Source organism: Kocuria sp. CCUG 69068 (assembly GCF_020833785.1).
Taxonomy (GTDB): domain Bacteria; phylum Actinomycetota; class Actinomycetes; order Actinomycetales; family Micrococcaceae; genus Kocuria; species Kocuria rosea.
Genome location: NZ_PDDL01000020.1, coordinates 1 through 22,126 on the forward strand (window position 1 = coordinate 1; position 22,126 = coordinate 22,126).

Genomic DNA, 22,126 nt, shown 5'->3' on the forward strand with positions numbered 1-22,126 from the left:
CGGGGCCGGGACGTCGTACGCTCGGAGGACCCCGCACGGGCGGGCCGGGTGCACCGGCGCCGCCGTGCGGACCGTGCCGGCCGGCCCCGCGCCCCGACCGGCGCCACCGCAGTCCTCGACCGCCCCGTCCCGTCCTCGTCCCGGAAGGCCCCGCATGCCGCCCCGCCCCTCCTCACGGACCATGGCCGCCGCCTCGATCGGCGCCCTGACGATCGCCCTGACCGGCTGCGGGCAGGAGGCCCAGGACGTGCAGGAGGTGGACTCGGACTACGCCCAGATCTGCGTCGAGGACCCGGACGGGGAGGGCGGCGCCGAGCCCGTGCGGGTCGACGACGACGAGTGCGACGACGACCGCGGGCCGCGGGTGGGCGGCTTCTTCCCGATGTGGGTGCTCATGAGCTCCGCCCGGGCCACGGCCGTCCCCGCCGTGGGCTCGCCGGTGTCGTCCGCGGCGGGCTGGAGCACCGGCCGGCCGCCGGGCTCGGCCACCGTGGCCCGCGGTCTGCCCCGCGACGGGGCCGCCGTGGGCAAGAGCGGCGTCTCGCGCGGCTTCGGCGGGTCCAAGAGCGGCTGGGGCTCCTGATGCGGCGCATCGACGGCCTGGCGCCGCGCCCCGGCTGGGAGCGCACCGTCCGCGCCGAGGGGCTCACCTACGCCCGCACCGAGCGGCCCGACGGCCGGTCCTTCTCGTACTGGAACGAGACGGCCGCCTACGTCTTCTCCCCCGACGAGGTGGACGAGCTGGAGTCCGTCACGGACGAGCTGCACCGGATGTGCGCCGAGGCCGCCCGGTACCTGGCCACCGGCGCGCTGGGCACGCTGGGCCTGTCGGAGGCGGCCTTCGAGCTGGCCCAGCACTCCCTCCGGCTGCGGGAGCCCTCGGTCTACGGCCGCTTCGACCTGGCCTGGGACGGGACGGGCCCGCCGAAGATGCTCGAGCTCAACGGCGACACCCCCACCGGGCTGGTCGAGGGGGCGATCTGCCAGTGGAGCCGCATGGAGGCGCTGTTCCCGGGCCTGGGCGAGGACCACCCGGAGTTCGACCAGCTCAACGGGCTGTGGCCCATGCTCGTGGACCGGTGGCGGCAGCGGCTGCCGTACTCGGCCACGAAGACCCTGCACGTGGCCTACACCCGGGAGGAGGAGTCCGGGGAGGACGCGGCCAACGCCGCCGTCATCGCGAACACCGCGGTCGAGGCCGGCTACCGGGCCGTCCTGCTGCCCGTCGAGGACGTCCGCTACGACACCGGGTCCGGCGGCTGGGTGCACGCGACCGGGGACGTGGACGACCCCGTGGTGGTCGGCCCGATCGAGGAGATCTTCGCCCTGCACCCGTGGGAGCACATGGTCGACGACGGCCCCGGGGCGTTCGTGCTCGACGACCCCACCCGGATGCACCACTGGTACGAGCCGGCGTGGAAGATGTTCCAGTCCAACAAGCTCCTGCTCGTGGCCCTGTGGCGGTGCTTCCCCGGGCACGAGAACCTGCTGGCCGCCCACCCGGACGGGCCCGGCGAGCTGCGGGAGTGGGTGCGCAAGCCCGTGTTCGGCCGCGAGGGGGACGGCATCGAGATGCACGCCCGCAACGTGCGGATCCGCTCCGAGCACCCCCACCCGTCCCCGCTGGACGTGTGGCAGGCCTACACGCCCATCCGGAACTTCCCGGGCTCCGACGGCGCCCCCAACCACCCGGTCATCGGCTCGTGGGTGGTGGGCGAGGCGGGCGCGGCCGGCATCGGCATCCGCGAGTCGGACGGCCCGCTGACCGACTACTACTGCCGGTTCGTGCCCAACGTCATCGACAAGAAGGGTCTGCTGTGACCGCCCACCTGCTCCCCCGGTCGATCTCCACCACGACCTCCGCGGTCATCGGGTCCACCTCGATCGCCCCGCTGTACTCGGCCGTGGTCACGGTGGGCCTGATCCACGCCCTGGTCGGCACCTGGACCCCCGTGGTGCTGGTCGGCGCCGTGCTCCCCATGGTGGTCGTCTCGGTCTGCTTCGCCCGCCTGGACGCCCTCTACGAGGACCAGGGCACCGTCTACCGATGGGCCCGGGAGGCCTACGGCGCGTTCGCCGGGTTCCTGGGCGGGTGGGGGCTGTGGCTCTCGGCGACCCTCGTGCTCGCCTCCCTCGCCTGGGTCACGGCCGACTCCGCCCTGTTCGCCCTCGGGATCGGCGCCGGGCCCTGGACCACCACCGCCGTGGCCGCCCTGCTCATGGCGGCCTTCGCGGCGGTGTCCGCCACGGGGATCAGGGTCTCGGCCGCCGTGCAGTGGGTCCTGGCCGTCCTGCAGCTGATCGGGGTGGGCGTGCTGGTGTGGGCCGTGCGCACCGCGCCGGCCCTGCCGCCCGGCACGGGCGTCGAGGACGGGGAGTGGACCGGCTTCTACGGCGCCGCGGAGCTCGCCACCGGCACCGGGGTCTCGATCGGGGACGTGGCGGCCGCCGTGCTGCTGGCCCTGTTCCTGTACTGGGGGTGGGACTCCACGTTCTCGCTCACCGAGGAGTCCACCACGCAGCGGGCCCCGCGGGTCTCGGCGTGGGTCGCGCTGGGCGTGGTGGCGGCCGCCTACGCCGCCATCGGCTGGGCCTATGCCCCGGAGTCCTCGGTGGCCTCCCCGTTGCTGGCCGCGCTCGTGGCGGTCTCGGCGGGGGCGTCCATCGGCACCACGATGATCCCCACCTCCCGCGGCCTGATGTCCATGGCGCGCGGCGGGCACCTGCCGCGCCGCTTCCGGTCCCTGTCCTTCGCCACGTGGACCACCGCCGCCGTCGCCGCCGCCTGGATGGCGTTCTCCGGGCCGCTCTTCGACGACTCGATCGGCATCATCTCGGTGCTCGTGGCTCTCTACTACGGCCTGGCCTGCGCGGCGGTGGCGAAGCTCGGGCGCACGGCCGCGGCGCGGGCGCTCGGCGTGCTGGGCGCCGCGCTCATGGCCGTCGCCCTCGTGCTGACGGGTGCGGAGTACGCGCTGACCGCCTCGTGGGTGTGGGTGGGCCTGGTGCTCGCGCTGCTCGTGGTCCCGCTGTGGTTCCTCCTGGGCCGGGGCCGTGAGCCGCTGCCGGGCGCCCACGAGCGCACCCCGCACCTGGAGAGCCTGCTCGACTGACCCCCTCGCCGGCTGTTGCCCTGCCGGACCGCTGGTGCCCGGACCACCATGCTCCGGCCGCAGTCGTGCGCGCGGCCGCGAATGCCGTCGACTCCGCACGCCGGTCTCGGTATCGTCGTCCGGGTGACCCGCACGATCAGCCCGGCCCAGGCGCGCCGCGTCGCGATCGCCGCCCAGGGCCTGGATCGCACCCGGCCCCCGGTGGTGACGATGCGGCACGTCACGAGCACCGTTGAGCGCATCGGGCTGCTGCAGATCGACTCGGTCAACGTCCTCGTCCGGGCGCACCTGCTGCCGCTGCTCGCCCGGCTCGGGCCGTACGACACCGCCCTGCTCGATCGGGCAGCGGGCCGGGCGCCGCGCCGCCTCGTCGAGGCCTGGGCGCACGAGGCCTGCTACCTGCCCGTCGCCACCTTCCCGCTCGTCGCCTGGACCCGCCGGCGCTGGGCCGGCATGGACCCCGACGCGCTGGAGGCCCGCCACCCGGGCGTGCTCGAGCTCGTCCGTGACGTCGTCGCCGAGCGCGGCCCGCTCACGGCCCGGGAGGTCGAGGCGTTCGTCGACGCCCGCCACGCCCAGCGCGCCGAGGAAGGGTGGGGCTGGCGGTGGAGCGCCGCCAGGACAGCCCTGGAGATCCTCTTCGACGCCGGGCAGCTCGGCGCCGCGCGCCGCAACGCACAGTTCGAGCGGGTCTACGACCTCGCCGAGCGCGTCCTGCCCCCGCACGTCCGTGGTCAGCCGCCGCCGGACCCGGATGACGCCGTCCGCGAGCTCGTCCGCATCGCCGCCCGCGCCCACGGCATCGGGACCGTCCGGTGCTTCGCCGACTACTTCCGCCTCGGGCAGCGCGTCACCCGCCGCGCTGTCGACGAGCTCGTCGACGGCGGCGAGCTGCTGCCCGTCACGGTCGCCGGCTGGGACCGCCCGGCGTGGCTGCACGTCGACGCCGGCGTGCCGCGCCGCACGGGCGCCCGTGCCCTGCTGGCCCCCTTCGACCCGCTCGTCTTCGAGCGTCGTCGGCTCCTGGAGCTGTTCGGGATGCACTACCGCATCGGGATCTACACCCCGGCCTCCCGGCGCACCCACGGCTACTACGTGCTGCCGTTCCTGCTCGGCGAGTCCCTCGTCGCCCGGGTCGACCTCAAGTACGACCGGGACCGCGGCGTCCTCCTGGTCCGCTCCGCCTTCGCCGAGGAGCCGGGTCCCGACGCCGCCGCGGCAACGAGGTGGCCGACGCGCTCCGTCGTCGTCGGGGAGCTGGCGGCCGAGCTGGCGACGACCGCGACGTGGCTGGGCGCGGACACCGTCGCCGTGGACGAGGACGCGAGAGGGGATCTGACCGGTCCGCTGCGGGGTGAGCTCCGCCGTCCGTGTCCGCGCTGAGGCCCGAGGATCCGTCCCGACGCCGGTCGCGGGGGGCGCAAGCTGGATCGGCCTGCGGCGGGGGCTCGGCACCGCCGTGCTGCTGCCGGACCGAGCACCGGCGCACCGGGAGCACATCGGACCGGGTCCGCCCGGAGCGGGCGGACTCGGCCCGATGGGGGCCTGGCCTAGTGCGCGGCCGCCTTCTCGGCCTTCAGGTCCTCGTCCTGCTTCGCCCCCGGCTTGGCGTCCACCCCGGCCTCCTTGCGCTGCTGCGGGGTGATCGGCGCCGGGGCGGCGGTCAGCGGGTCGAAGCCGTTGCCGGTCTTCGGAAACGCGATGACCTCGCGGATGGAGTCGGTCCCGGCCAGCAGGGCGACCACGCGGTCCCAGCCGAAGGCGATGCCGCCGTGCGGGGGCGCGCCGTACTTGAAGCCCTCGAGCAGGAACCCGAACTTCTCGTCGGCCTCCTCCCGGCCGATGCCCATGACCTCGAAGACCCGCCGCTGCACGTCCTGCTGGTGGATGCGGATCGAGCCGCCGCCGATCTCGTTGCCGTTGCACACGATGTCGTAGGCGTAGGCCAGGGCGTGCTCGGGGTCCTGGTCGAAGGTGTCCAGGAACTCGGGCTTGGGCGAGGTGAACGCGTGGTGCACGGCGGTCCACTGGCCGGCGCCCACGGCGACGTCGCCGGACTCGACGGCCTCGGCCGCGGACTCGAACAGGGGCGCGTCCACGATCCACACGAACGCCCAGGCGTCCTCGTCGATCAGCCCGGTGCGGTGGCCGATCTCCACGCGGGCCGCGCCGAGTAGCGCGCGGGAGGACTTCTTCTCGCCGGCGGCGAAGAAGATGCAGTCCCCGGGCTGCGCGCCGGTCGCGGCGGCGAGGCCCTCGCGCTCGGCCTCGGTGATGTTCTTGGCCACCGGCCCCGTCAGGGTGCCGTCCTCGCCGACGAGGACGTAGGCCAGACCCTTGGCCCCGCGCTGCTTGGCCCACTCCTGCCAGGCGTCCAAGGTGCGGCGCGGCTGGGACGCCCCGCCGGGCATGACCACGGCGCCCACGTAGGGGGCCTTGAACACGCGGAAAGTGGTGTCCTGGAAGTACTCGGTCAGCTCGGTGAGCTCGAGGCCGAAGCGCAGGTCCGGCTTGTCGGAGCCGTACTTCGCCATCGCCTCGGCGTAGGTCATCCGGCGGATGGGCGTGGGAATCTCCACGTCGATGAGCTTCCACAGCGCGGCCACGATCCGCTCGCCGAGGGCGATGACGTCGTCCTGCTCCACGAAGGAGGCCTCGATGTCGAGCTGGGTGAACTCGGGCTGGCGGTCGGCGCGGAAGTCCTCGTCCCGGTAGCAGCGGGCAATCTGGTAGTACTTCTCGATCCCGCCGACCTGCAGCAGCTGCTTGAACAGCTGCGGGGACTGCGGCAGGGCGTACCAGGAGCCCGGGGCCAGACGGGCCGGGACCACGAAGTCGCGGGCGCCCTCGGGGGTGGAGCGGGTCAGGGTGGGCGTCTCCACCTCGGTGAACCCGTCCTGGTGCAGCATCTCGCGGGCCACCCGGTTGGCGTCGGAGCGCAGGCGCATGATGCGGGCCGGCTCCGGACGGCGCAGGTCCAGGTAGCGGTGCCGCAGGCGGGCGTCCTCGCCGACCTCCACGTGCTCGTCGATCTGGAAGGGCAGCGCGGCGGCGGTGTTGAGCACGGTCACGGTCTCGGCCATGACCTCGACCTCGCCGGTGGCCAGCGCCGGGTTCTCGTTGCCCTCGGGGCGGCGCTCCACGGTGCCGGTGATCTGCAGGACGAACTCGTTGCGCAGGTGGTGGAAGTCCGCCTCGTCGCGCACCACGATCTGGGCGACCCCGGAGGCGTCGCGCAGGTCCAGGAAGGCCACCCCTCCGTGGTCGCGGCGCCGGCCGACCCAGCCGGCCAGCGTGACGGTCTCTCCGATGTGCTCGGCGCGCAGGGCGCCGAGGTTGTGGGTGCGCAGCACTGAAAAACCCTTCGTTGTTCGGGAGGTGCGGACGGGGCCGCGCCCGCGGCGCGTTTCCCCAGGATTCACCGGGGACCCCTACTCTCGTTCCGTGCACGAGTTTACAGCCCGGGCCTCCGCCGCCAGGACGACGACAGGACGACCATGAGCACCTCCCCCGGCCACCCGGCCCTCGCCCGCCGCCTGGGCAGCCTCGACGCGACGGTGATCGGGGTGGGCTCGATGGTCGGCGCCGGGGTGTTCGTGGCCTTCGCCCCGGCCGCGGGGTTCGCCGGCCGGTGGCTGCCGCTGGCGCTGCTGCTGGCCGCGGTGGTCGCCTGGTGCAACGCGACGTCCACCGCCCAGCTGGCCGCCGTCCACCCCGCCTCCGGCGGCACGTACGTGTACGCGAACCGGCAGCTGGGCCCGTGGCCGGGCTTCGTGGCCGGCTGGGGCTTCGTGACCGGCAAGACCGCGTCCGCGGCGGCGATGGCGCTGACCTTCGGCCTCTACGCCGCGGAGCTCACAGGGGCCGACGACGCCGGGGCGCGGCTGCTCGCCGTGGCCGCCGTCCTCGGTCTCACGGCGGTGAACCTGGGCGGGGTCACCCGCACCGCCCGGCTGACGAAGCTGCTGGTCGCCCCGGTGCTGGTGGTCCTGCTGGCCGTGGTCGTGCTGCTGTTCTCGGGCACCGGCCCCACTGCGGGCGGGGCCCCTGCGGGGGACGGCCCCGGGTGGGACGGGACCGGCTGGGGCGTGCTGCCGGCGGCGGGCACCCTGTTCTTCGCCTTCGCCGGCTACGCCCGGGTCGCCACCATGGGCGAGGAGGTCCGGGACCCGGCCCGCACCATCCCCCGGGCCGTCCTGGGGGCGCTGGCGTTCACGCTGCTCCTCTACGGGCTGCTCGGCCTCGGGCTGCTGCGCTTCCTCGGCGTCGACCGGCTCGCGGCGTCGGCCGCCCCGCTCCTGACGGTGGTGCGCGAGGCCGGCTGGGCGGCCGGGCCGGCGACCGCGGGCGCCGTCGTCGTCACCGCGGCCGCCGCCCTGGCCACGCTGGGGGCGCTGCTGGCGCTGGTCGCCGGGATCTCGCGCACGGCCCTGGCCATGGCCCGCGAGCGGGACCTCCCGGGGCCGCTGGGCGCGGTGTCGCAGCGGCACCGGGTGCCGTGGGCGGCTGAGCTGGCCGTGGCCGGCCTCGTGGTGGTGCTCGTGCTGGTCGGCGACGTCCGCACGGTCATCGGCTTCTCGAGCTTCGGCGTGCTCGTCTACTACGCGCTGGCGAACCTCTCCGCGCTCACCCTCCGGCAGCGCCCGGGGTGGGCGCCCCGGGCGGTCAACGCGCTCGGCCTGGCCGGCTGCCTGGTGCTGGCGTTCACCCTGCCGTGGCAGTCCGTGGTCACGATGCTCGGGGTCTTCGCCGTGGGCCTGGCCGGGCGCGCCCTGGCCCTGTCCCGGCGGCCCTGACCTCCCCCGCGCCGAGCCCCCAACTCTCCCGTCACCCACGGCGCCGAGCCCCCATTCCCTTGCCCTTTCCCCACATTTTTTCTGGGGAATCGCGGCAGGAGTGGGGGCTCGGCGGAGCGGGCGGCAGGGATGTGGGGGCTCGGTGGGGCGGGAGGGGGCGGGGCGGGGCGGCGGGGTCGGTCGGGAACCGGTCAGGAGCCCGCCGCGCGCACGACCGGGCGCAGGTCCTCGGCCGGCGGGGACCAGGAGGCCGGGTCGGCGGAGACCTGCTCGCCGGAGCGGATGTCCTTGACCTCGTGGGCGAGCGAGCCGTCCTCGCCGCGGACCGTGAACCACACGTAGGGGATGCCGCGGCGCTCGGCGTACTTGATCTGCTTGCCGAACTTGGCCGCGCTCGCCGAGACCTCGCACGCGATGCCGCGCTCGCGCAACTGCTGGGCCACGTCCTGGGCCGAGGACCAGGACTCCTCGTCCACCAGGGAGATCAGCACCGCGGTGGGGACCTTGCGGGAGGGCGCGGCCATCCCCTGGGACAGCATGCGGGTGACCAGCCGGGTGACGCCCACGGACAGGCCCACGCCGGGGTAGGTCTTCTTGCCGGTGGACGCGAGGGACTCGTAGCGGCCGCCGGAGCACACGGAGCCCAGCTGCTCGTGTCCCACCAGCACGGTCTCGTAGACGGTGCCGGTGTAGTAGTCGAGGCCGCGGGCGATCGAGAGGTCGGCGACCACCGTGCCGGGGGCGCGCCGGGAGGCCTCCCCCACGACCTCGGCGAGCTCGCGCAGCCCCTCCTCGAGCAGCTGGGTGTTCACCCCCAGCGCGCGGACCTGCTCCACGAAGGAGGTGTCCTCGGTGCGGATCGCCGCCAGCTGCAGTGCGGCCTGCGCCTGCTCGGGGGTGGCGCCGACCTCGTCGCACAGGGCCTGGGCGACCCGCTCGGGGCCGATCTTCTCGAGCTTGTCGATGTTGCGCAGCACCCCGGCGGTGTCCTGCAGCCCGATGCCCTGGTAGAACCCCTCGGCGAGCTTGCGGTTGTTGACGCGCAGCACGAACGGCGGGATGGGAAGCTTGGACAGGGCGTCGATCATCACGAGCGCGAGCTCCACGTCGTAGCGGAACGGCAGCGCGCCGTCGCCCACCACGTCGATGTCCGCCTGGGTGAACTCGCGGGCCCGGCCCTCCTGGGGGCGCTCGCCGCGCCACACCTTCTGGATCTGGTAGCGGCGGAACGGGAAGGCGAGGTGCCCGCCGTTCTCCACCACGTACCGGGCGAAGGGCACGGTGAGGTCGAAGTGCAGCGCCAGCTGGTCGTCACCGCGTTCGGCGGGGGCGGCGTCCTCGTCCTCCTGCAGCCGGGAGACGACGTAGACCTCCTTGTCGATCTCGCCCTTGCGCAGCAGCTGGCCGACCGTCTCGACGGCGCGGGTCTCGATCGAGGAGAAGCCGTGCAGCTCGAAGCTCTCCCGCAGGACGTCGAGGACGTGCAGCTCGACCAGACGCTCCTCCGGAAGCCATTCGGGGAAACCGGACAGGGAGGTCTTGCGGGCCATGGGGACGTGCTCCTCGGGTGGATCGGCGGCGGGACGGGTGGACGGCCGGCCCGGACGGGCCCGACGGTTCCGCACTCATCCTAGGGATCCCCGCGCGCCCGGCCCAAAGCCCCGCCCGGACCGGCCCTGGACCCGGCCCCGCGCTCTGCCCCCGTCCGGAGCCCCGCCGGGCGCGGCGCAGGGGCACCGGGGAGCGCCCGGCGGCCGGAGCAGGCGGCCTCGGTAGTATGGGCAGGACGATTGTCCGAAGCCGGGCGACGACGCGGGGCACGCTCCCGGGGTCGGCACCCGGCGAGAGCGAAAGAGTTCCAGCGGTGACAGAACGTCTCGAATCCGACGACCAGCCCACGCCCCGCCCCGTCCCCGCCCCGGGACCCGTGCCGAAGCCGGGGGTCCCCCGGCCGGGCGCCCCCGCGGCGCCGGCGCAGGCCTCCCCCGGCCCGGCCCCCACCCCCGCGGCGGTCCCGCCGTCCGCGGCCCCGGCGGCGACCCCGTCGGTGACCCCGGGCGCGGCCCCGTCGGCGGCGGCGCCGGCCCTCGCCTCCCCGGAGTCCGTGGCCCGCGCCCGGGCCTTCGGGCGGGTCACGGAAGACGGGCACGTCTACGTGGTCGTCGACGGCGAGGAGGTCCTCTGCGGCCAGTTCCCGGACGCGACCGAGGACGAGGCGCTGGGCTACTTCGCCCGGAAGTTCGACGACGTCGAGGCGCAGGTGGCGCTGCTCGAGCAGCGCGTGGCCGCGGGCGCGCCCTCGGCCGACATGCAGAGCACCGTGGACCACCTCGCCGAGCAGGTCGGCCAGCGCAAGATGCTCGGGGACGTCAAGGCCCTCGAGTCCCGGCTGGAGGCCCTGCGCCCGGCGATCCGGGAGCTCGAGGCCGCCGAGCGGGCCGCCCACGAGGCGCAGCGCGCCCAGAACGTCGCGGCCCGGGAGGCGATCGTGGCGGAGGCGGAGCAGATCGCCGCCCAGGACCCGCAGCGCACGCAGTGGAAGCAGTCCTCGGCCCGGATGGCGGAGCTCTTCGACCAGTGGAAGACCCACCAGAAGTCCGGCATCCGTCTGGGCCGGGCCGCGGAGGACGCCCTGTGGAAGCGGTTCCGCACGGCGCGCACCACGTTCGACCGGCACCGCCGGGCGTTCTTCTCGCAGCTGGACGCCGACAACTCCGAGGCGAAGAAGGCCAAGGAGGCCCTCATCGCCGAGGCGGAGGCCCTGTCCGGCTCCACCGACTGGGGCGCCACGGCCGCGGAGTACCGCCGTCTGATGGACCGGTGGAAGGAGTCCAAGCGTGCCTCCAAGAAGGACGACGACGCCCTGTGGGCGCGGTTCCGCGCCGCCCAGGACACCTTCTTCGCGGCGCGCAAGGCCGACAACGACCGGATCGACGAGGAGTTCGAGGGCAACCTCGCCGTGAAGGAGCAGCTGCTCGCCGAGGCGAAGGCGCTGCTGCCGGTCACGGACCTCAAGGCCGCCAAGCGGGCCCTGGGCGACATCCTGGACCGGTGGGAGCAGGCGGGGAAGGTCCCGCGCGCCCACATGCGCCGGGTCGAGGCCGAGCTGCGCACCGTGGAGGACGCCGTGCGCCAGGTCGAGGACGAGAAGTGGCAGCGCTCCAACCCGGAGACGAAGGCACGGTCCAACTCGATGCTCACCCAGCTCGAGTCGAAGATCGAGGACCAGGAGGACGCGCTGGCCCGGGCGCAGGCCACCGGGGACACCAAGCGCGCGGCCAAGCTGGAGGGCGAGCTCGCCACCAGCCGCCAGTGGCTCGAGACGCTGCGCCGTTCGGCGGCCGACCTGCGCTGACCGGGGACGCCCCGGAAGGCCCCGCGACCGCGCTGTCCACAGCGCGCCGCGGGGCCTTTCCCGTGCCGCGGCCGTGGACGAGAGTGGGCCCATGGACGCCCCGCCCTGGCACCCCGACACCCTGTTCCTGCCCGCACGGCCGTTCTCGCGCGCCGAGCTCTCGGCCCTCGTCACGGACGGAGTGCTCGTGCCCGTGGTGCTGGAGGCGCACGTGCTGCGCGGGCGCCCGGTGACCCGGGCGGTGAAGGTCGCGGCGCTCGAGGCGCAGCTGCCGCCGCACCTGCTGCGGCGCGGGGTGCTCGGGCGGCTCTCCGCCGCGTGGTTCTACGACTGCGCCGGGCGCCCCAGCATCCTGCCGGTGCTGCTGGACAAGCTGCGCCGCACCACGATGTCCCCCGTGCCGGAGGGCCTGGCGCTGCACCAGGTCACGCTGGGCGGCTACGACGTCCACGACGCCGGGCCGGTGCACGTCACCACGCCGCTGCGCACCGCGGTGGACCTGGCCCTGCACGTGCCGGGAAAAGAGGGGACCGCGGCCCTGGAGAAGCTCATGCACGCCCCGCACCTGCACTGCCCGCCCCCGCTGGTGCAGGCCGCGCTCGAGAGCTTCGAGCGGATGCCCGGCCGGCAGGCGGCGCTGCTGCGGGTCCGCCGCGCCGCCCGGGCCATCGGCCGCCCCCTGCGCTGACGGGGCGGCCGGGCGGCTCACCGGCCGGAGGGCTCCGAGATGGGGCGGTTGCCCGAGGTGCGGTAGACGTCGTAGACCCCGTCGATCCGGCGGACCTGGTTGAGCACGTGGTCCAGGTAGCGGGGGTCGCCCATCTCGAAGGCGAAGCGGGAGATCGCCAGCCGCGACTTCGAGGTGTGCACGGACGCGGAGAGGATGTTGACGTGGTTCTCGGAGAGCACCCGGGTCACGTCCGAGAGCAGGGACTTGCGGTCCAGGGCCTCCACCTGGATCTCGACCAGGAACACGCTGGACTGGGTGGGCGCCCACTCGACCTCGACCACCCGCTCGGTGGAGGTGAGGGCGAGCATGTTGGCGCAGTCCTTGCGGTGCACGGAGATCCCGGCGCCGCGGGTGACGAAGCCCATGATCTCGTCCGGCGGCACCGGGGTGCAGCAGCGGGCCAGCTTGACGTAGACGTCCGAGGCGCCCTGGACCGTCACCCCCGAGTCGGACACGCGCGGGCGCACCGGCTGGGTGGCGATGGTGGTCTCCGCGAAGTCCTCCTCCGCGCCGTCGGCCCCGCCGAGGTCGCCCACGATCTTCGCGACCACGTCCTGGGCGCTGACCACGTCGGAGCCGATCGCCTCGTAGAGGGAGCTGATGTCGGTGCGGTGGAAGTCCTGCGCCACCGCGAGCAGGGACTCCTGGGTGAGCGTGCGCTGCAGGGGCAGGTGGTGCTTGCGCAGGGCGCGGGTGAGCGCGTCCTTGCCCTTCTCGATGGCCTCCTCGCGGCGCTCCTTGGAGAACCACTGGCGGATCTTGTTGCGCGCCCGCGGGGACTGCACGAACTTCAGCCAGTCCTGGGACGGTCCGGCGTGCTCGGACTTGGAGGTCAGCACCTCCACCCAGTCCCCGTGCTGGAGCTCCGAGGACAGCGGCACGAGCTTGCCGTTGACCCGGGCCCCGATGGTCTTGTGCCCCACCTCGGTGTGCACGGCGTAGGCGAAGTCCACGGGCGTGGAGCCGGCGGGCAGGGCCATGACCTCGCCCTTGGGGGTGAAGACGTACACCTCGGACGTGTTGATCTGGTAGCGCAGGGAGTCGAGGAACTCGGAGGAGTCCTGGGTCTCCTCCTGCCAGGACACGAGCGAGCTCAGCCAGGCGAGGTCCCCCTCCATGGCCTTCGGGGTCGCGGAGTTCGCCTGGTTGGCCTGGTCCTTGTACTTCCAGTGCGCGGCCACGCCGTACTCGGCGCGGCGGTGCATCTCGTGGGTGCGGATCTGGATCTCCACGGGGCGCCCGTCCGGGCCGATCACCGTGGTGTGCAGGGACTGGTACATGTTGAACTTCGGCATGGCGATGTAGTCCTTGAACCGCCCCGGCAGCGGCCGCCACCGCGCGTGCAGGGCGCCCAGCGCCGCGTAGCACTCGCGCACCGTGCTCACCAGGACCCGGACCGCCTGCAGGTCCTGGATCTCGTCGAAGTCCTTCCCGCGCACGATCATCTTCTGGTAGATCGAGTAGTAGTGCTTGGGGCGGCCGGTGATGGTCGCCTCGATGCCGGCCTCGGAGAGGTCCAGGGCGATCCGCTCGCGGATCTTGGCCAGCGACCGCTCGCGCTGGGGCTGGCGCTCCCCCACCATCCGCACGATCTCCTCGTAGACCTTGGGGTAGAGCGCCGCGAAGGCGAGGTCCTCGAGCTCCCACTTGATGGTGTTCATCCCGAGCCGGTGGGCCAGCGGGGCGAAGATCTCGAGGGTCTCGCGGGCCTTCTTCGAGGAGGAGGTCTGGGAGACGAAGCGCCAGGTGCGGGCGTTGTGCAGGCGGTCGGCGAGCTTGATGACGAGCACGCGGATGTCCTTGGCCATCGCCACGATCATCTTGCGCACGGTCTCGGCCTGCGCGGCGTCCCCGTACTGGACCTTGTCCAGCTTCGTCACGCCGTCCACGAGGGCGGCGACCTCGTCGCCGAACTCGGCGCGCAGCTGCTCCAGGGTGTAGTCCGTGTCCTCGACCGTGTCGTGGAGCAGGGCGGCCACCAGGGTGGCGCCCGTCATGCCGAGCTCCGCGAGGATCGTGGTCACGGCCACGGGGTGGGTGATGTAGGGGTCGCCGCTCTTGCGCTTCTGGCCCTCGTGGCACTTCTCGGCGACCTTGAAGGCGCGCTGGAGGACCTCGAGGTCCTCCTCGGGGTGGGTGGCGCGCACGGTGTGCAGCAGCGGCTCGAGGATCGGCGAGTGGTCCATGGGCCGGCCGGAGAGGTAGGACAGGCTCGACCGGGTGCGGTCGCTGCGGCCCGGGAACACGGCCCGCCCCAGCATCGGCCGGGACGCGGGCACCACGTAGTGGGTGCCGGCCATGTCCGAGCGGCGCGGCGGGGTCGGTGCGGCGCTCTGGCCCGTGGGGACGGCCCCGTCGTCGGACGAGCTCATGGCCGGGACTTCCTTCCCAATCGATGCACGCGGGGCGGCGGCCGTGCGGCCGCCGCCCCTGTCCTCGTCCCCGGTCCGGGTCCGACGTGTGCTGCTGTGGCGGTCCGCACCTGCACGGCCCGCCCTACGGTGGCTACAGTCTAGTGCGCGAGCGACTCCTCGGCGGCACGCTCGGCGGACGCCCCCGCACGGGCCTCCTGCTCCTGGACGGCGGGCTCCCCGCGGCGCAGCAGCGCGTAGAGGGGCGCGGCCACGAACAGGGTGGCGGCGGTGCCCACGATGATCCCGACGAACAGGGACAGGGACAGGTCCTTGAGGGTGCCCGCGCCCAGGACGAGCCAGCCGATGAACAGGATCGAGCCCACCGGCAGGATGCCGACCACGGAGGTGTTGATCGAGCGCACGAGCGTCTGGTTGACGGCGAGGTTCACCTGGTCGGAGTACTTCCGTCCGGCCAGCTCCGGCGGGGCCGTGCCGTCGAGCAGGCCCTCGGTGTTCTCCCGGACCTTGTCGAAGACCACCACGGAGTCGTAGAGCGAGTAGCTGAGCACCGTGAGGAAGCCGATCACCGCCGAGGGGGTGACCTCGAAGCCCACGAGCGAGTAGATCCCGGCGGTGATCGCCACCGAGGCGAGCATGCCGGCGACCGCCGAGACGGACATCTTCCAGGTGCGGAAGTACAGGGCCATCAGGGCGGTGGCCAGGACCACGAAGACCACCAGGCCCTGCAGGGCCTGGCTGGTGACGCCGGCGCCCCAGGTGGGCCCCACGAAGTTGGAGGTGACCTCCTGCTCGCTCACGCCGTAGGCCTCGACCAGGGCGTCCTTGACGGCGAGCGTCTGGTCGTCGTCGAGCTGCTCGGTGCGCACCCGGACGGTCTCCGGGGCGATGTTGGTGACCTCGACCTCCGCGGCGTCCGAGGAATCGGCGACGGCGCGCTGGCCGGTCTCGATGTCCGGATCGGCCACGGCGGACACGGTGAACTCGGACCCGCCGGTGAAGTCGATGCCGAGGTTGAAGCCGCCCTTGGCGACGGGCACGAGCAGGGAGAGCAGCACGAGGACGCCCACGATCGCGAGCCACCGCTTGGCCCGGTCCACGAAGGGGTAGGAGGTCCGCCCGCTGTGCAGGGCGTTGCCGAAATCTGCGAACCGGGACATCAGGCGTTCTCCTCGGGGGTGCGGGCGGCGGACGACGGCGCGCCGACCGGCGCGCCGTCCGGTGCTACCGCGGACGGGGGGTCCTGCGGCGCGGTCCGTCCCGCGCGCCGGCGCCGCTCGGCGATGGTCAGCCCGTCGTGCTCCGCCGAGGGCTCGCGCAGCCGTCCGGCGCCCCGGTACAGGGGCACCGCGTCGAGGGCCTCGGGGCTGAGCCCCGAGTGCTTCCCGCCGCCGCCGAAGTAGCGGGTGCGGGCGAGCATGACCATCACCGGGTGCGTGAAGAGGAAGACGACGAGGAGGTCGGCGATCGCGGTCAGCCCGAGGGTGAAGGCGAAGCCGCGCACGTTGCCCACGGCCACGAAGTACAGCACCGCCGCGGCCAGCAGGTTCACGGCCTTGGACGCGAGCACGGTCTGGCGGGCGCGCTGCCAGCCGTGGTCGACCGCCGCGGGGATGGAGCGGCCGCTGCGGATCTCGTCGCGGATGCGCTCGAAGTAGACGATGAACGAGTCGGCGGTCTGGCCGATCGCCACGATCAGGCCCGCCACGCCGGCCAGGGACAGCCGGTAGTTCGCGGACCAGCCCAGCAGCGTGATCGCCAGCCAGGTGAGCACGCCCGCGACCACGAGCGAGCTGATGGTCACCAGGCCCAGCAGCCGGTACTGGAAGAGCGAGTACACGCACACGAGCACCAGGCCGATGATCCCGGCGATGATGCCCATCCGCAGCTGGTCGGCGCCCAGGGTCGCGGAGATCTGCTGCTCGGACTGGATGTCGAAGCTCATGGGCAGCGCGCCGTACTTGAGCTGCTCGGCCAGGAACTGCGCCTGCTCCTCGGTGAACTGACCCGTGATCTGGGCCTGGCCGTCGGAGATCACGGCGTTCATCGACGGGGCGGAGACCACCTGGCCGTCGAGCAGGATCGCGAACTGGCTGCGGGGGTCGCCGGGCGTGGCGCTGCCGATGCCGTAGAGCCGCTCGGAGAGCTCCCGGAAGGTGTCCGTGGCCTCGGGGCCGAACTGCAGGTTCACGGCGAACTGGTTCAGGGAGACCCCGGTGGAGTTCTGCGCCGTCCCGTAGGACGCGTCCTCGATCCCGGTGCCCTGGATCTCGACCGGGCCCAGGAGGTACTTGGTGCCGGTCTCGGGCTCGCAGGCGATGGTCGGGGCGTCGGCGTCCTGGGCCTCCCGCTCCTCGGGGGACTGCGGCACGGTGCAGTCGGCCTCCTCGAACTCCCGGAACAGGTCCGGGGTGATCCAGTTCGGGTCGGAGGCGTCGGTGGGCTCGGCCGTGGGCTCGGGCACCTCGTCCTCGGCGACGCGCTGGTCCTCGGGCACCGGCTCCGCCGCGGCGGTGGTGAGCACGGGCCGGAAGTTCATCTGCGCCGAGGTCTGGATGAGCTCGCGGGTCTGGGCGGAGGGCACGCCGGGCATGGAGACCACGATGTTGTTGCCGGACTGGGTGGCGATCTCCGCCTCCGCCACGCCCGAGCCGTCGACGCGCTGGCGGATGATCTCGACGGCCTGGTCCAGCTGCTCGGCGGTGATCTCCTGGCCGGCGTCCTCCCCCTGCAGGGACGGGGAGAGGATCATCTGCGTCCCGCCCTCCAGGTCCAGGGCGAGCTTGGGGCCCCAGCCGGTGCGGTCGGTGCCCGCGCCCCAGGCCAGGAGCCCGGCCAGCAGGGCGAGCAGCACGGCCAGCCCGATGAGGGACCGCCGGGCGGTCGAGAGGGCGGCCCGCACCCCCGAGCGCGCCGGCGCGGTCGAGCCGCCCCGCCCGGACGGGCCGTCCGGGGCGGCGGGCCCCGGGTCACCGGGGGTCTTGCGTGTGGTCAGTGCCATGGTCTTCCTTACGAACGACGGCCCGGTGGGGCCGGGCCTGTGCATGGGAACGGGCCGACCAGTGGTCGGCCCGTCGTCCCGCGTGGGGGGTCAGTCGTTGCGCTGCCCGGGCTCGCGCCGGGCGTCGTCGTCGAGGGGTTCGACCGGGGTCGATCCCGCGCCGGGGGCGTCGGGCTCGACCACCGACGGCGCCGCCTCGGTCTCGGCGGCGGGGGCCGCCTCGTCCTCGACGACCGTGGTGACGGTCTGCAGGTGCACGTTCACGGCGGTGCCCGGGGCGATCTCGAGGACCACCTTGTTGGTGTCCCGGTCGATCGAGCGCACGGTGCCGTAGAGGCCGTAGTTCGTCATGACCTCGGTGCCGGGACCCATGGCCGCCTGCTTCTCCTTGACCTGGGCCACGGCCTTCTTCTGTCGGCGCATGGGCAGCCAGAGCAGGAGCACCATGGCCACGAGCATCAGGGGCAGCAGCCAGGCGGTGCTGCCTCCCGTGGGCTGGGCGGCCTGGGCGGGGAGGGACTGGACGAGGAGGAGCGGGCTCACGGACTTCCGTTCGATCGGTGGTGGGTGTCCTCACCATGGTAGGTGATCCGGCCCGTCAGCGTCCTGGACGGCACCCGGGAGGCAGCCCCCGGGTCTGCGGCCGCGCTCAGTCCTCGAACAGCGGCGGGACGTCCTCGGCGGCCGGGGCCGCGGCCGTGCCGCCGAAGGCGGCCCGCAGCCCGGGGTCCTTGAACGCCGCGTGCTCGGGCGGGCGCAGGCCCAGGTGGTCCCAGGCGGCGGCCATCGCGATCCGGCCCCGGGGGGTCCGGCCGAGCAGGCCTTCGCGGACCAGGTAGGGCTCGGCCACGGTCTCGACCGTCTCCGTCTCCTCCCCCACGGCGATCGCCAGGGTGGACAGGCCCACCGGCCCGCCGCCGAACTTCGTCACGAGCGCCTCGAGCACCGAGCGGTCCAGCCGGTCGAGGCCGCGGGTGTCCACCTCGTACATGTCGAGGGCCGCGGAGGAGGTGCGGGCGTCGATCCGGGGGATGCCGTGCACCAGCGCCCAGTCCCGCACCCGGCGCAGCAGCCGGTTGGCGATGCGCGGGGTGCCCCGGGAGCGGGAGGCGACCTCGGAGAAGCCCTCCGCGGTCATCGCGAGGTCCATGAGACCGGCGGAGCGGCGCAGCACGAGCTCGAGCTCCTCCACGGAGTAGAACTCGAGGTGGCCGGTGAAGCCGAAGCGGTCGCGCAGCGGGCCGGGCAGCAGACCGGCCCGCGTGGTGGCGCCGACCAGGGTGAACGGCGGCAGGTCCAGCGGGATGGAGGTGGCGCCGGCGCCCTTGCCCACCACGATGTCCACCCGGAAGTCCTCCATGGCCATGTAGAGCATCTCCTCGGCGGGCCGGGACATGCGGTGGATCTCGTCGAGGAACAGCACCTCCCCCTCGGTCAGGGAGGACAGGATCGCGGCGAGGTCGCCGGCGTGCTGGATGGCCGGGCCGGAGGAGATCCGCAGGGGCGCGCCCATCTCCTCGGCGATGATCATGGCCAGGGTCGTCTTGCCCAGACCGGGCGGACCGGAGAGCAGGACGTGGTCGGCGGAGCGGCCCCGGAGCCGCGAGGCCTCGAGCACCAGGGACAGCTGCTGGCGCACCCGCTTCTGCCCCACGAACTCGTCGAGGTTCGCGGGCCGCAGCGCCGACTCGAGCTGCTTCTCGTCGGGCTCGTCCTCCCCCGAGACCAGCCGGTCCCGGGAGTTCACGGCGGCGCCGTCGTCGCGGGCCACGCTCAGGCTCCTCGCTCCGCCGGGACCCGGGGCCCGGCCTTGGCCGCGCCGAGCCACCCGAGCACGGTGCGCAGGATCGCGGGCACGTCACCGGAGGCGGCGAGCTCCTCCCTGCCGGAGAGGGCGTCGGCGATGCCCCGGGCGGCGTCCTTCTCGTTCCAGCCCAGGCCCACGAGGGCCTCGAGCACCTGCTCCCGCCACGGCTCCATCGGGGCGGCCGCGGCCGGCTGGGCGGGACGGTCCGGGACGATGAGCTTGTCGGCCAGCTCCAGCACGATCCGGCGGGCGCCCTTGGGGCCGATGCCGGGGACGGTGGTGAACGCCTTGGCGTCCCCCTGCGCGATGGCGCGGTGGACGGCGTCCGGGCCGAGCACGGAGAGCACCGCGAGTGCGGTGCGGGGGCCCACGCCGCTGACGCCGAGCATGATCTCGAAGACCTCGCGCTCGGCGGGGCTGCGGAAGCCGAAAAGCAGCGGGGACTCGTCCTTGCGCGCCACGTACGCCGTGTCGAGCCGGACCTCCCCGCCGATCCGCAGGCCGGACAGGGTCTCCGGCGTCGCCTGGACCTGGACGCCGAACCCGCCCACCGCCACGACGGCGGTGGTGAGGCCGACGTGCTCGACCTGTCCCGTGATGGACGCGATCACCGCGCAACTCCTTCCCGTGCCCGGCGGGGGCCGTGCACGGTCGATCGAACAGATCTACGAATGACGACCACTCTAGCAGTGGGCGCCGGCTCAGCGGCGCCCGCCCCGCTTGGCGCGGTGCTCCGCCTCGGCCCAGGCCCGCTGGGCGGGGGTCATGCCGGAGCGGGCGGCGGCCAGGGGGCGGGCGCCCTGGTGCGTCTCGGTCCGGGCCGTGGCGTCCACGCCCGTGCCGCCGCCGCGCCAGCCGTGGCAGATGGCGATGGCCAGGGCGTCGGCCGCGTCGGCGGGCCGGGGCGCCTCGTCGAGCCGGAGGATGCGCACCACCATGCGGGCCACGGATGCCTTGTCGGCCCGTCCCTCCCCCGTCACCGCGGCCTTGACCTCGGACGGGGTGTGCCAGGCCACCGGAACGCCGTGGCGGGCGGCCGAGGCGATCACGGCGCCGGAGGCGTGGGCCGTGCCGATGACGGTGTTCACGTTGGTCTGGGCGAACACCCGCTCCAGGGCGAGGGCGTCGGGACGGTAGCGCTCGATCCACCGCTCGGTGGCCTCCCAGATCCGCAGCACGCGCACGTCGAGCGGGTCGGCGGCGTCCGTGCCGGCCACCCCGACGTCCACGAAGGACGCGGTGCGGTTGCCGGCCATGTCGATCAGGCCGAACCCGCACCGCGTCAGTCCCGGGTCGACCCCGAGGATCCGCTGCGTGGCCGTGGTCAGTCCTCGGAGTCGAGCTGGGCCAGGACCTCGGCGGGGATGTCCGCGTTGGCGTAGACGTTCTGCACGTCGTCGAGCTCCTCGACGGCGTCGACGAGGCGCAGGAACTTCCGGGCGCCCTCGGCGTCGAGCTCCACGAGCATGCTCGGGCGGAACTGCGGGTCGTCGTTGTTGTACTCGAGCCCGGCCTCGTCGAGGGCCGCGCGGATCGCGGGCAGGTCGGTGGCCTCGGAGACGACCTCGAAGACGTCCTCCTGCTCCACGACCTCGTCGGCGCCGGCGTCCAGGACGGCCATGAGGACGTCGTCCTCGGTCAGCCCGTCGGTGCGGGTGACCTCCACGACTCCCTTGCGCTCGAAGAGGAACGCCACGGAGCCGGAGTCGGCCATGGTGCCGCCGTTGCGGGTCACGGCCACGCGCACCTCGGAGGCGGCGCGGTTCTTGTTGTCGGTGAGGCACTCGATGTACAGCGCCGTGCCCTGCGGGCCGCGGGCCTCGTAGAGGATCTCGGTGTAGTCGACGACCTCACCGGTCAGGCCGGCGCCGCGCTTGACGGCGCGGTCGATGTTCGCGACCGGCACCGAGTTCTTCTTGGCCTTGGACACGGCAAGGTCCAGCGCCGGGTTGCCCGCGGTGTCGGGCCCGCCCATGCGCGCGGCCACCTCGATGCCCTTGATGTACTTGGCGAAGGCCTTGGCCCGCTTGGCGTCGATCGCGGCCTTCTTGTGCTTGGTCGTGGCCCACTTGGAGTGTCCTGACATGCGTCCCTCCTCGGGAAGTCGTTCGCGGTCGGCCGGGACGCGTCGTGCGTCGTCCCGGCACGGCCCGCCCCGGCGGTGGCCGGGACGGGCCGGAGAAGTCCCGGTCCATTCTACCGGGTGCGCGTCGCCCCGGCCGGGGCCCTAGCGGGGCCGGGCCTGCGCGACCTCCCGGGCCCGCTCGGCCAGGGTGTCGTCCAGCGGTGCGGCGTCGAAGACGCCGAGCCGGCGCTCCACCGCGGCGCGGATGAGGTGGTCGGCCACGGCGGGGTTCTTGGGCAGCATCGAACCGTGCAGGTAGGAGCCCACCACGTGGTGCACGCGGGCGCCCTCGGTGCCGTCCTCGCCGTTGTTGCCCGCGCCCTTCACCACCCGTCCCAGCGGCGGCTGGTCCGGGCCGAGCCGGGTGACCCCGGAGTGGTTCTCGTAGCCGACGACGGTCCCGAACTCCGGGGACTCCAGCACGATGTTGCCGATCAGGCGCGTGGGCCCGCCCACCGTGGTCAGGTCGAGGATGCCGATGCCGGGCAGGGTTTCGCCGGCGCCGGTGCGGAACTCGTGGCCGAAGAGCTGGTAGAGACCGCAGATCGCGAGCATCGGCACGCCGTCGGCGGCCATGGCCCGCAGCTCGGGGGCGATCCGCTGCAGGTCCTCCTGGACCCGGAACTGCCCCGAGTCCTGGCCGCCGCCGCCCACCAGCAGGTCGGCGTCGGGCGGGAACGGGTCCCCGGGGTTGTGGTCGCTCAGCCGCACGGCGTAGCCGTACTTCTCCAGCCGGCGCTTGAGGGTGAGGGTGTTGCCCCAGTCCCCGTAGATGTTCATGTCCCGGGGGTAGAGCTGGACGAGGTGGACGGTGCGGTCGGTCACGG

General features: G+C 73.7%; 18 protein-coding genes. 7 read left to right on the forward strand and 11 right to left on the reverse strand.

Features of this window, described 5'->3' with window-relative positions; translation table 11 throughout:
- The first annotated feature begins 154 nt into the window (after positions 1-154).
- The 4 genes from CRM73_RS06025 (at position 155) to CRM73_RS06040 (ending at position 4,496) form a co-directional block, all read left to right on the forward strand.
- Positions 155-583, forward strand: coding sequence for a hypothetical protein (locus CRM73_RS06025; RefSeq protein WP_126346302.1), 429 nt, complete (start codon positions 155-157; stop codon positions 581-583).
- Positions 583-1,821, forward strand: a complete 1,239-nt coding sequence (locus CRM73_RS06030; RefSeq protein ID WP_095650952.1) for a glutathionylspermidine synthase family protein — start codon at positions 583-585, stop codon at positions 1,819-1,821. The genes CRM73_RS06025 and CRM73_RS06030 overlap by 1 nt, the downstream gene beginning before the upstream one ends.
- A complete protein-coding gene (locus CRM73_RS06035; protein WP_229587154.1) occupies positions 1,818-3,113 on the forward strand; it encodes an amino acid permease in 1,296 nt (431 codons plus the stop codon). The genes CRM73_RS06030 and CRM73_RS06035 overlap by 4 nt, the downstream gene beginning before the upstream one ends.
- A gap of 81 nt (positions 3,114-3,194) precedes the next feature.
- Entirely contained in the window at positions 3,195-4,496 is a 1,302-nt protein-coding gene (locus CRM73_RS06040; RefSeq protein WP_255662520.1) for a DNA glycosylase AlkZ-like family protein, read from the forward strand.
- Positions 4,497-4,663: 167 nt separating this feature from the next.
- On the opposite strand, the gene aspS is transcribed toward CRM73_RS06040, so the two are convergent.
- Entirely contained in the window at positions 4,664-6,466 is a 1,803-nt protein-coding gene (gene aspS, locus CRM73_RS06045) for an aspartate--tRNA ligase (RefSeq protein WP_229587156.1), read from the reverse strand.
- Positions 6,467-6,610: 144 nt separating this feature from the next.
- Between aspS and CRM73_RS06050 the strand changes: the two genes are divergently transcribed.
- On the forward strand, positions 6,611-7,909 hold the full coding sequence (locus CRM73_RS06050) for an APC family permease (protein ID WP_229587157.1): 1,299 nt from the start codon (positions 6,611-6,613) through the stop codon (positions 7,907-7,909).
- Between the two features lie 191 nt (positions 7,910-8,100).
- Here the strand turns inward: CRM73_RS06050 and hisS are convergent, their stop codons facing one another.
- The gene (hisS, locus tag CRM73_RS06055; protein WP_017832269.1) at positions 8,101-9,459 is read right to left on the reverse strand and encodes a histidine--tRNA ligase; all 1,359 of its coding nucleotides are present in this window, start codon (positions 9,457-9,459) and stop codon (positions 8,101-8,103) included.
- A gap of 227 nt (positions 9,460-9,686) precedes the next feature.
- Here hisS and CRM73_RS06060 point away from each other — a divergent pair, with 227 nt between their 5' ends.
- Positions 9,687-11,264: a DUF349 domain-containing protein gene (locus CRM73_RS06060; RefSeq protein WP_370658527.1), complete on the forward strand. Its 1,578-nt coding sequence runs from the start codon at positions 9,687-9,689 to the stop codon at positions 11,262-11,264.
- A gap of 91 nt (positions 11,265-11,355) precedes the next feature.
- A complete protein-coding gene (locus CRM73_RS06065) occupies positions 11,356-11,952 on the forward strand; it encodes a type IV toxin-antitoxin system AbiEi family antitoxin (RefSeq protein WP_017832267.1) in 597 nt (198 codons plus the stop codon).
- A 17-nt stretch (positions 11,953-11,969) separates the two neighbouring features.
- Here the strand turns inward: CRM73_RS06065 and CRM73_RS06070 are convergent, their stop codons facing one another.
- The 9 genes from CRM73_RS06070 to CRM73_RS06110 form a co-directional block, all read right to left on the reverse strand.
- Complete coding sequence (locus CRM73_RS06070; protein WP_035928562.1) at positions 11,970-14,366, reverse strand: bifunctional (p)ppGpp synthetase/guanosine-3',5'-bis(diphosphate) 3'-pyrophosphohydrolase; 2,397 nt, start codon at positions 14,364-14,366, stop codon at positions 11,970-11,972.
- A gap of 140 nt (positions 14,367-14,506) precedes the next feature.
- Complete coding sequence (secF, locus tag CRM73_RS06075) at positions 14,507-15,526, reverse strand: protein translocase subunit SecF (protein WP_035928565.1); 1,020 nt, start codon at positions 15,524-15,526, stop codon at positions 14,507-14,509.
- A complete protein-coding gene (secD, locus tag CRM73_RS06080) occupies positions 15,526-17,367 on the reverse strand; it encodes a protein translocase subunit SecD (protein ID WP_017832264.1) in 1,842 nt (613 codons plus the stop codon). Before secD ends, secF begins: the two co-directional genes overlap by 1 nt.
- 90 nt (positions 17,368-17,457) lie before the next feature.
- Positions 17,458-17,910: a preprotein translocase subunit YajC gene (gene yajC, locus CRM73_RS06085; protein WP_229587158.1), complete on the reverse strand. Its 453-nt coding sequence runs from the start codon at positions 17,908-17,910 to the stop codon at positions 17,458-17,460.
- A gap of 106 nt (positions 17,911-18,016) precedes the next feature.
- Positions 18,017-19,114 carry a Holliday junction branch migration DNA helicase RuvB gene (gene ruvB, locus CRM73_RS06090; RefSeq protein ID WP_043738545.1) on the reverse strand — a complete coding sequence of 366 codons (1,098 nt, stop codon included), beginning with the start codon at positions 19,112-19,114 and terminating at the stop codon, positions 18,017-18,019.
- Between the two features lie 26 nt (positions 19,115-19,140).
- On the reverse strand, positions 19,141-19,785 hold the full coding sequence (gene ruvA, locus CRM73_RS06095; protein ID WP_017832261.1) for a Holliday junction branch migration protein RuvA: 645 nt from the start codon (positions 19,783-19,785) through the stop codon (positions 19,141-19,143).
- Between the two features lie 90 nt (positions 19,786-19,875).
- On the reverse strand, positions 19,876-20,502 hold the full coding sequence (gene ruvC / locus CRM73_RS06100) for a crossover junction endodeoxyribonuclease RuvC (protein WP_109244419.1): 627 nt from the start codon (positions 20,500-20,502) through the stop codon (positions 19,876-19,878).
- Complete coding sequence (locus tag CRM73_RS06105) at positions 20,499-21,260, reverse strand: YebC/PmpR family DNA-binding transcriptional regulator (protein WP_035928571.1); 762 nt, start codon at positions 21,258-21,260, stop codon at positions 20,499-20,501. Before CRM73_RS06105 ends, ruvC begins: the two co-directional genes overlap by 4 nt.
- A 141-nt stretch (positions 21,261-21,401) precedes the next feature.
- Positions 21,402-22,124 carry a type 1 glutamine amidotransferase gene (locus tag CRM73_RS06110; protein ID WP_370658528.1) on the reverse strand — a complete coding sequence of 241 codons (723 nt, stop codon included), beginning with the start codon at positions 22,122-22,124 and terminating at the stop codon, positions 21,402-21,404.
- Positions 22,125-22,126: the final 2 nt, after the last annotated feature.